Origin of the sequence: Mesorhizobium sp. (genome assembly GCF_017306585.1) — a bacterium.
GTDB lineage: Bacteria > Pseudomonadota > Alphaproteobacteria > Rhizobiales > Rhizobiaceae > Mesorhizobium.
Genome location: NZ_JAFKIC010000195.1, coordinates 18,554 through 27,273, shown reverse-complemented (window position 1 = coordinate 27,273; position 8,720 = coordinate 18,554). Strand labels below are relative to the sequence as shown.

The following is an 8,720-nucleotide window of genomic DNA, read 5'->3' as shown; positions in this document are numbered from 1 at the left end:
GCCGGACAGTGTCACGCCGCGCTCGCCGACCTGGCTGTCATAGCCCTTTTCGAGCTTGAGGATGAATTCGTCGGCCAGCGCATCCTTGGCCGCCGCCTCGATCTCGGCCTCGCCGGCGCCCGGCCGGCCAAACCCGATATTGTCGCGCGCGCTCGCCGCGAAGATGGTGACATCCTGCGGCACGATGGCGATGCGCTCGCGCACCGAAACCGGATCGGCCTCGCGCACGTCGACGCCATCGATCAGGATCTTGCCGGTCTCTGGGTCGTAGAAGCGCAGGATCAACGAGAACACCGTGCTCTTGCCGGCTCCCGAGGGGCCGACGATCGCCACCGTCTCGTCGGGCCTGACCTGAAAGCTCAGGCCATGGACGGCGGCACGGTCGGGCCTTGCCGGATAGGAGAAGGAAACGTCGTCGAACACGATGCCGCCCTTGGCGACCGCCGGCAACGGCTTCGGGTTGGCCGGCGCCTGGATCGCCGGCTTCTCGGCCAGGATTTCGGTCAGCCGTTCGGCCGCGCCGGCCGCCTGCGCGAGTTCGCCCCAGACTTCCGACAGCGCGCCCAGCGCGCCGGCGGCGAACACTGAATAGAGCAGGAACTGGCCAAGCGTTCCCGGCGACAAAGTGCCGTCGAGCACGTCGCGCGAGCCGAACCACAGCACCGCTACGACCGAGGAAAAAATGGTGAAGATGGCAAAGAAGGTCAGGAACGAGCGCGCGAAGATCGACGCCCGCGCCGCCGCGAAGGCGGCTTCCACCGCGCCGGAAAAGCGCCCGGTGACCAAACCTTCATTGGTGAAGGCCTGCAGCGTGCGCACCGCGCCGATCTGCTCGCTGGCATAGGCCGTGGCATCGGCCAGCGTGTCCTGCGCCTGCCTCGACTTGCGCCGCACCGAGCGGCCGAAAGCCACCAGCGGCAGCACGATGATGGGAATGGCTGCTATGACGAGGCCTGACAGTTTCGGGCTGGTGACGACCATCATCGCCACGGCGCCGAGGCCGAGGATCACATTGCGCAGCGCCACCGACGCGGTGGCGCCGACCGCGGATTTGACCTGCGTGGTGTCGGCGGCGAGCCGCGACACGATCTCCCCTGACTGGGCAGTGTCGAAGAAGGCCGGCGACAAGGTCGTCACATGGGCAAAGACATCGCGCCTGATATCGGCGACGACACGCTCGCCGAGCGTGATGACGAAATAGTAGCGGCCGGCCGAGGCCGCCGCCAACAGCGCGGCCATGGCAACCAGAGCGGCGAAATACTCGGCGATGAACGTGGACCCGGATGGCGTGAAACCATGGTCGATCATGCGTCGCACCGCCAGCGGCAGCGCTAGCGTCGTGGCCGCCGCCACCGCGAGCGAGACGAGCGCGCCGGCCACCAGTTTCCGGTAGCGGCCTATATAGGGAAACAGGCGCCTGAGCGGCTTGAGCGAGCGGCGGCGCTCGTCTGCGCTGCTGGATTGCGCCATGTCAGTGTTTCCTCTAGCCGTCTCAGCATATGCGCCTCAATATGCGCCGCTGCGGCCTTGTGATTCAATTTCGGCTGATGTATAGGCACGCCGACCGTTTTAGAAGCCGTGGCTCCTCAATAGCTGCGGCTTCGAGTTTTAAAAAGAGGCGCATCGACGCAGGCTCATGCCCGTCCGCCGCGCTGGCAAGCCAGGAACAGGGCCTAGGAACACGACCATGAAGAGCGCTATTCACCCCGACTACCACACCATCAAGGTCGTCATGACCGACGGCACCGAGTACCAGACCCGTTCGACCTGGGGCAAGGAAGGCGATACGATGAACCTCGATATCGACCCGACCACCCATCCGGCCTGGACCGGCGGCCAGCAGACCCTGCTCGACCGCGGCGGTCGCCTGTCGAAGTTCAAGAAGCGTTTCGAAGGTTTCGGCCTCTGAGCCATACCGTCTTCGCGTACCAAGAACCCGCCCTCGTGGCGGGTTTTTTGTTTTTCTTGTTGGGATGAAGCTCAGACCTACTCGGCCAGCAATTCCCTGAGCGCCATGCTCTTGTAGGCGGCGACCAGCCTATCGCCCTCTTCCCGTTCGACAGATATCGCCAGCCGCACGGCAGCCTCGCCCATCTGCCAGACGAGAAACGCCGTCGTCTCCAGTTCGACCGGGTCGGCATCGGGCCTGAGCCGCTTCAGCACCGCGACCAGGAATTCGGCGTTGGCGCGGCTGTCGGCCAGTTCGAGCGCGCGAAGGGCCTTGTCGGCCTGCGTGCCGGACCAGACGTCGCGTATCACCGGCTCGGCCAGGAACAGCCCGTAATAGATATCCAGCAGCTCTGAGAATGCCTGCTTCAGACCTTCCGCGTCGCTGACGTCCTTCAGCGCGGCCGAAATGCAGGCCTGGCTTTCGGCCGAGTAGCGCTCGGCCAGCGCCCACACCATCGCTCGCTTGTCGGGAAAGAACTGATAAAGCGAGCCGATCGATACCCCTGCCTTTTCCGCGACCTCCCCCATGCGCATGGCATCGCTGCCTTGTTCCGCAATGAGCGCCGAGGCGGCCGCAAGCATGCGCTCGACCCGCTCGCGGCTGCGCTGCTGGCTCGGCGACCGGCGCGGTGCGGCGATCTGCTCCTGCGGGGAAGCGGATGCTGCAGTGTCGTCCATGGCCAGCTCCCGTCTCAAACAAAATTGCTTGACTCGCAAAATACGAGGGTTTATCACATTTTGCAAATGTGAGGATTGCTCATGTTCTCAGCGAGGAGATCGAGATGACTGACACGACAAGAAAACCAATTCTCATCCTGGGCGGGACCGGCAAGACAGGCCGGCGCATCGCTGAACGGCTGACCGCCCGCGACATCCCGGTGCGGATCGGTTCACGCAACGGCACGCCGTCCTTCGATTGGCTGGATAGGGAAACCTGGGACCCCGCCCTCGAAGGCGTCGGCGCCGCCTACATCAGCTACTACCCCGACATCGCCGTGCCGGGCGCCGCCGAAACGGTCGAGGCGTTCGCCAGGCTTGCCGTCGAACGCGGCATCAGGCGGCTGGTGCTGCTTTCCGGTCGCGGCGAGCCCGAAGCGCAGCGCGCCGAGGAGATGGTCAAGGCTTCCGGCGCCGACTGGACGATCCTGCGCTGCTCCTGGTTTTCGCAGAACTTCAGCGAGGGTTTCCTCGTCGAATCCATCCTCGAAGGCGAAGTCGCGCTGCCAGTCGGCGCGGTCGGCGAACCCTTCATCGACGCCGACGACATCGCCGATGTCGCCGCAGCGGTGCTGACCGGGCCGGGGCATGCCGGCCAGCTCTATGAGCTCACCGGCCCGAGGCTGCTGAGCTTCGCCGACGCGGTCGCCGAGATCGGCAGGGCTACCGGCCGCGACATCGGTTACCGGCGGATTTCACATGCCGAGTTCACCGAGACGGTCGCCGCGCACAATCTGCCGCCGGAATTCGCGTGGCTGCTCAACGAGCTGTTCACCGAGGTGCTCGACGGCCGCAACGCGATGCTGGCCGACGGCGTGCAGCGCGCGCTTGGCCGTCAGCCGAAAGACTTTTCCGCCTATGCAACAGAAACCGCCGCTAGCCGAATCTGGAGTAACTGAGATGATCAAGCTTCTGCCCACCCTCACCATCATCGCCGCGATCGGCTCCGGCGTCGTCGGCGGTGTGTTCTTCGCCTTTTCCAATTTTGTCATGGCCGCCCTTGCCCGGCTGCCCGTCCCAAGCGGCATCGCCGCGATGAATTCGATCAACATCACGGTGATCACCCCGACCTTCATGACCGCCCTGTTCGGCACCGGCCTGATCTGCCTGGTGCTCATTGCCGCGGTTCTGCTGGGCTGGAGCCAGTCGGGCGCCTACTGGCTGCTCGCCGGCGCCGTGATCTATTTCGTCGGCAATCCGATCGTGACCATGGTCTTCAACGTGCCCCTCAACGATGCGCTGGCCGCTGTCGATCCCGAGAGCGCCAACGGCGCCGCCGTGTGGGCGAACCATCTGAGCCAGTGGGTTATGTGGAACCACGTCCGCACCGTTACCGCCATCGTGGCAATGGCCTGCTTCATCTTCGCACTGCTCTGAAGGGCGGCTCTGCGAAGGCTCAAAGACCCCGTCTCAGGCGGGGTCTTTTGTCGTCTGCTCCTTGGAAACGTGACCCTTGCGGTCGGAGTGACCGAGATCGCGGTCCGGGTCGATGACGTCGCGGACCAGTTGCTTGAGCTTGGCCGCATCCGGAAAACCGCCGTCCCGCTTGCGGTCCCAGACAAGCGTCTCATTGCAGGATATGGTGAAAATGCCGCCGGTGCCGGGCACCAGCGTCACTTCGCCGAGATCGGTACCGAAGGTGGAAAGCAGTTCCTGCGCCATCCAGCCGGCCCGCAGCAGCCACTGGCACTGTGTGCAATAGGTGATGCGGATGGCGGGCAACGTCTTCTCGCTCATCGCACCGCTCATGTCGTCCTGCCGTCTACGCCGCGCTGAGCTTGGCCATGGTTTCGTCGTCGACCTCGAAGTTGGCGTAGACGCTTTGCACGTCGTCGTCGTCCTCGAGCGTGGCGACCAGCTTCATCAGCGACTGCGCCCGTTCCTCGTCGACCGGCACATTGTTCTGCGGCTGCCAGATCGGCTTCACCGATTCCGCCTCGCCGAGCGAGGTTTCCAGCGCTTTGGAAACTTCGCCGAGATTTTCGAAGGAGCAGTAGATGGTGTGGCCTTCCTCGTCGGACTCGACATCGTCGGCGCCGGCCTCGATCGCGGCTTCCATGACCTTGTCGGCGCTGCCCGCCGATGCCGGATAGTAGATCTCGCCGACCCGGTTCCACATGAACGACACCGAGCCGGTTTCGCCGAGCGCGCCGCCAGCCTTGGTGAAGGCTGCCCGCACATTCGAGGCCGAACGGTTGCGGTTGTCGGTCAGCGCCTCGACGATCAGCGCGACGCCGCCGGGCCCATAGCCCTCATAGCGCACCGCTTCGTAATTCTCGCCATCGCCGGCGGACGCCTTGTTGACGGCGCGCTGGATGTTGTCCTTCGGCATCGAGACCGCCTTGGCGTTCTGGATGGCCAGCCGCAGGCGCGGGTTCATCGCCGGATCGGGCGTACCGCCCTTGGCGGCAACGGTGATTTCGCGCGCCAGCTTGGAAAACATTTTCGACCGCACCGCGTCCTGGCGGCCCTTGCGGTGCATGATGTTCTTGAACTGTGAATGGCCAGCCATGGCACCCCTGTCGTGTTCGGCTAGAGCATCCTGCAGCGGGGTGCTTCACCCCGCTTCGCGCAAAATGCTCGAAATCAAAATTTCAGAACGCCCCGCTGCGCCCGGAAGGCGTATGGCGTTCTCTGTCGGAATGGCCGGCTTATAGATAAATCGGCTCAATTCGTCCAGCCGCGCCGCGTTTTGTCGGACAGCCGGCGATCCCTGCGAGCGCCTATCCCTCGAGATCCGACTTCAGATGGTCGATGATGCTCAAGGCATGGCCGGCATACTGGCTGATCCACCGGTCATGAATCTGTTTGATCGGCAGCGCGTTGAGATGGTTCCAGCGCTCGCGCCCCTCGCGGCGCGCCACGATCAGTTCGGCCTCTTCCAGCACCTTGAGATGCAGCATGACGGTGCAGCGGTCGATGTCGGCGAAGGCATCGCACAACATGCCGGTCGTCTTCGGCTCGTCCTTCAGCTGATCCAGCATTTCGCGCCGGCGCGGATGCGCCAGCGCCTTGAAAACATTGTCATCTTGCGATCGACTTGACATGTTATGTTTCTATAACATATCGTGACGGCAATCAAGGAAGGAGCTGTGGATATGTCCCTTGGATTCAGGGTTTCGGGCCGCATCGGCCGGCCGGTCGCCGACGTTTTCGACGCCGTCGTCAATCCGAAGAAGCTCAGCGGCTATTTCACCACCATCAGCGGTGCCAGCGCGCCGCTCCAAACCGGGGTCGGTGTCGTCTGGTGGGGAAAAGTGCCGGTCGAGGTCGACGAAGTGGTCAAGGACAGTCGTATCGTGCTGCGCTGGGATGCCACCGACGCCGACGGCAAGCCGGCCTACAAGACCCGCATCGAGATGAATTTCGAGCCGCTCGACGATGGCGGCACCTTCGTGACCATCGCCGAGAGCGGCTGGCAGGAAGGCGCGGTCGGCTTGAAGAAATCCTACCTCAATTGCGAGGGCTGGTCGCAGATGCTGGCTTGCATGAAGGCCTATGTCGAATACGGCATCAATCTGCGCGAGGGCTATTACCGCAGCGAGATGAAGGGCGAACCTGCCAACGAGACCAATGTTTGAACCGGCATGACAAACAATGGAGGCCCACGATGAAGAGAGTAACGCCGTTCCTGATGTTCGAGGGCCGGGCCGAGGAGGCGATGACCCTCTATTGCCAGACCATTCCCGGCAGCAGCGTCCTTGACGTCACCCGCTATGGCGCCGGCGAAGACAGCCCGCAGGGAACGCTCAAACTGGCGCGGATATCTGTCTGCGGTCTTGAGGTGATGCTCTTCAACAGCCCGGTGCATCACGCCTTCACCTTCACGCCGGCGGCCTCGCTCTACGTGGATTGCTCCACCGAGGCCGAACTCGACGCCATTGTCGAAGTCCTGGCCAAGGACGGAAACTTCCTGATGCCGCCTGCCAATTACGGCTTCAGCCAGCGCTTCGCCTGGCTCAACGACCGCTTCGGCGTCTCCTGGCAGGTCAACCTGCCCTGAGCCGGGCACCGACGAAGACTTAATCCGCAACAGAATTCTGGAGCCTCTAATGACCGCGAAGATCACCGGCGGAATCAACATTGCCATGAAGGTGCCGCCGCACCAGTACGAGGCCACGATCGCTTTCTATAGCGACGTCGTCGGCCTCAAACCCTTCACCGCCAAGGCGCCGGCCATCGGTTTCGAACTTGGCCCCAACAGGCTCTGGATCGACGAAGCGCCTATGATGACCCAGGCCGAAGTCTGGCTGGAACTCTTCACCAATGACTTCTCCAAAGCCGCCACGCATCTCGCCGGCGCCGGCGTCGTGCGTTGCGACGCCGTCGAGCCTTTGGGTGAGGGCTTCCGCGGCGGCTGGATCACCAATCCGGCCAGCATCGTCCACATGCTGCGCGAGCCCGACGCCTGGTGAGCGCCGCGGCCAGAAAGGAACCCGCCATGGAAATCCTGGAAATGCCGACCGCCGAAGCCGGAATGCTCATCCGCAGGCCTGTAGCCGAAGTGTTCGAGGCCATCGTCGATCCGGCCATCACCACGAAGTTCTGGTTCACCCATGCCAATGGCCGGCTGGATGGCGGCAAGGAGGTTCGCTGGGAATGGCGGATGTACGGCGTCTCGACCAAGGTCCGCGTGGACGAGATCATTCCCAACGAGAAGATCGTCATGCAGTGGAGCGACCCGCCGACGACTGTCGTGTGGACCTTCACGCCTATGCCTGGCGATGCGACCTTCCTCGAAGTCCGCAATTTCGGCTTTGCCGGCAACGGCGATGAGCAAGTGAACGAAGCGGTCGGCTCGACCGGCGGCTTCACCCTCGTCCTAGCCGGCGCCAAGGCCTGGCTGGAACAGGGCCTGACGCTGGGCCTGATCGGCGACCGTCACCCGAAGGGCGTGCCGGGGCGCTAATCAGCTCAGCTCCGGCGTTTTTCCTGTTCGATCACGTGATGGCGAAGCACGCGATTGATTTCGGTTTGATAACCGCCGCGTCCAACGTGCTCCTTGAACCAGGAAAGCACATCGGCATCGAGCCGGATGGTCACAGGCTGCTTGAGCGGCCGGTAAAGATGCCCGCGACGAGCATGAATCCAATTCTCTGCGGGGGCTTCCGGGATATCGGACGTGTCAATCTCGCTGTCGGGCAATTCCGCCAGCTTTGCCAATTGGTCGCGCTGATCCCGGCTAAGATCCTTCCTGCTTATAGCGTCGCCCGTCGGGCACCAACTCGATCAGCCTGCCTCAATGCCCGTCGCCGGATTTCCTACGGCGCCGGGCCAGCATGTTCAGTCCTTCGACCAGGGCCGAGAAGCCCATCGCCGCGTAGATGTAGCCCTTGGGCACGTGATAGCCCATGCCGTCGGCGATCAGCGTCATGCCGATCATCAGCAGGAAGCCCAGCGCCAGCATGACGATGCTCGGGTTCTTGGCGATGAAGTTGGCGAGCGGACCGGCGGCCAGCATCATCACCGTCACGGCCGCGATCACCGCGATATACATGATGGCGATCTCGTCGGTCATGCCGACGGCTGTGATGATGGAATCGACCGAGAAGACGAGGTCGAGCAACAGGATCTGGAAGATCGCGCCGGCCAGGCTCATCTGCAGCGTTCCGCCCACCATCGTGTCCTGATGGTCCTGTGGATCGACCGTGTGATGGATTTCCTTGGTCGCCTTCCAGACCAGGAACAGGCCGCCGGCGATCAGGATCAGGTCGCGCCAGGAAAAACCATGGCCGAAGGCGGTGAACACCGGCGTCGTCAACTGGACGATGATCGAGATGGTGGCAAGCAGCACCAGCCGCATGATCAGCGCCGCCGAAATGCCGAGGCGCCGGGCGCGGGCCCGCTGCTCCTCGGGCAGCTTGTTGGTCAGGATCGAGATGAAGATAAGATTGTCGATGCCGAGCACGACCTCCAGCACCACCAGCGTCAGCAACGCGATCCAGGCGGTTGGATCGGACACGAATTGAAAATGCGGCGCCAAGAACTCAACGAGCTGCATGGAGGTCGTCCCCTCTACGATCTAGAGCAGTTTCGACGCCAGTTAGGTACTA

14 protein-coding genes are annotated in these 8,720 nt (G+C 63.2%); 7 read left to right on the top strand and 7 right to left on the bottom strand.

What is annotated here, in order from left to right; all coding sequences use genetic code 11:
* The coding region (locus J0I79_RS23975; protein ID WP_292864969.1) for an ABC transporter transmembrane domain-containing protein at positions 1-1,470 on the bottom strand (1,470 nt) is incomplete at its 3' end.
* Positions 1,471-1,687: 217 nt separating this feature from the next.
* Here J0I79_RS23975 and rpmE point away from each other — a divergent pair.
* Positions 1,688-1,909, top strand: coding sequence for a 50S ribosomal protein L31 (gene rpmE, locus J0I79_RS23970; RefSeq protein ID WP_292864967.1), 222 nt, complete (start codon positions 1,688-1,690; stop codon positions 1,907-1,909).
* Between the two features lie 77 nt (positions 1,910-1,986).
* On the opposite strand, the gene J0I79_RS23965 is transcribed toward rpmE, so the two are convergent.
* Positions 1,987-2,628, bottom strand: a complete 642-nt coding sequence (locus J0I79_RS23965; RefSeq protein ID WP_292864964.1) for a TetR/AcrR family transcriptional regulator — start codon at positions 2,626-2,628, stop codon at positions 1,987-1,989.
* Positions 2,629-2,732: 104 nt separating this feature from the next.
* Here J0I79_RS23965 and J0I79_RS23960 point away from each other — a divergent pair, with 104 nt between their 5' ends.
* Together J0I79_RS23960 and J0I79_RS23955 are read left to right on the top strand one after the other, a co-directional pair.
* Complete coding sequence (locus tag J0I79_RS23960; protein ID WP_292864961.1) at positions 2,733-3,566, top strand: NAD(P)H-binding protein; 834 nt, start codon at positions 2,733-2,735, stop codon at positions 3,564-3,566.
* Between the two features lies 1 nt (position 3,567).
* Positions 3,568-4,044, top strand: a complete 477-nt coding sequence (locus J0I79_RS23955; protein WP_292864958.1) for a DUF1772 domain-containing protein — start codon at positions 3,568-3,570, stop codon at positions 4,042-4,044.
* 33 nt (positions 4,045-4,077) lie between these two features.
* Here the strand turns inward: J0I79_RS23955 and J0I79_RS23950 are convergent, their stop codons facing one another.
* The 3 genes from J0I79_RS23950 to J0I79_RS23940 all read right to left on the bottom strand — a co-directional run bounded on the left by J0I79_RS23950 (position 4,078) and on the right by J0I79_RS23940 (position 5,714).
* Entirely contained in the window at positions 4,078-4,404 is a 327-nt protein-coding gene (locus J0I79_RS23950; protein WP_292864956.1) for a SelT/SelW/SelH family protein, read from the bottom strand.
* Between the two features lie 25 nt (positions 4,405-4,429).
* The gene (locus J0I79_RS23945) at positions 4,430-5,179 is read right to left on the bottom strand and encodes a YebC/PmpR family DNA-binding transcriptional regulator (protein ID WP_292864953.1); all 750 of its coding nucleotides are present in this window, start codon (positions 5,177-5,179) and stop codon (positions 4,430-4,432) included.
* Positions 5,180-5,390: 211 nt separating this feature from the next.
* Positions 5,391-5,714 carry a helix-turn-helix domain-containing protein gene (locus tag J0I79_RS23940; protein WP_292864950.1) on the bottom strand — a complete coding sequence of 108 codons (324 nt, stop codon included), beginning with the start codon at positions 5,712-5,714 and terminating at the stop codon, positions 5,391-5,393.
* Positions 5,715-5,765: 51 nt separating this feature from the next.
* On the opposite strand from J0I79_RS23940, the gene J0I79_RS23935 reads away from it, so the two are divergent.
* Genes J0I79_RS23935 through J0I79_RS23920 form a run of 4 tightly spaced genes read left to right on the top strand, consistent with a single transcriptional unit; the run spans position 5,766 to position 7,576 of the window.
* Positions 5,766-6,248: an SRPBCC domain-containing protein gene (locus J0I79_RS23935; RefSeq protein WP_292864946.1), complete on the top strand. Its 483-nt coding sequence runs from the start codon at positions 5,766-5,768 to the stop codon at positions 6,246-6,248.
* 29 nt (positions 6,249-6,277) lie between these two features.
* Positions 6,278-6,670: a VOC family protein gene (locus tag J0I79_RS23930; RefSeq protein WP_292864943.1), complete on the top strand. Its 393-nt coding sequence runs from the start codon at positions 6,278-6,280 to the stop codon at positions 6,668-6,670.
* A gap of 49 nt (positions 6,671-6,719) precedes the next feature.
* Positions 6,720-7,082: a hypothetical protein gene (locus J0I79_RS23925; protein ID WP_292864940.1), complete on the top strand. Its 363-nt coding sequence runs from the start codon at positions 6,720-6,722 to the stop codon at positions 7,080-7,082.
* A gap of 26 nt (positions 7,083-7,108) precedes the next feature.
* Positions 7,109-7,576, top strand: coding sequence for an SRPBCC family protein (locus J0I79_RS23920; protein ID WP_292864937.1), 468 nt, complete (start codon positions 7,109-7,111; stop codon positions 7,574-7,576).
* 5 nt (positions 7,577-7,581) lie between these two features.
* On the opposite strand, the gene J0I79_RS23915 is transcribed toward J0I79_RS23920, so the two are convergent.
* Together J0I79_RS23915 and J0I79_RS23910 are read right to left on the bottom strand one after the other, a co-directional pair.
* Positions 7,582-7,830 carry a BrnA antitoxin family protein gene (locus tag J0I79_RS23915; RefSeq protein WP_292864935.1) on the bottom strand — a complete coding sequence of 83 codons (249 nt, stop codon included), beginning with the start codon at positions 7,828-7,830 and terminating at the stop codon, positions 7,582-7,584.
* Between the two features lie 76 nt (positions 7,831-7,906).
* Positions 7,907-8,668, bottom strand: coding sequence for a TerC family protein (locus tag J0I79_RS23910; protein WP_292864932.1), 762 nt, complete (start codon positions 8,666-8,668; stop codon positions 7,907-7,909).
* Positions 8,669-8,720 lie beyond the last annotated feature (52 nt).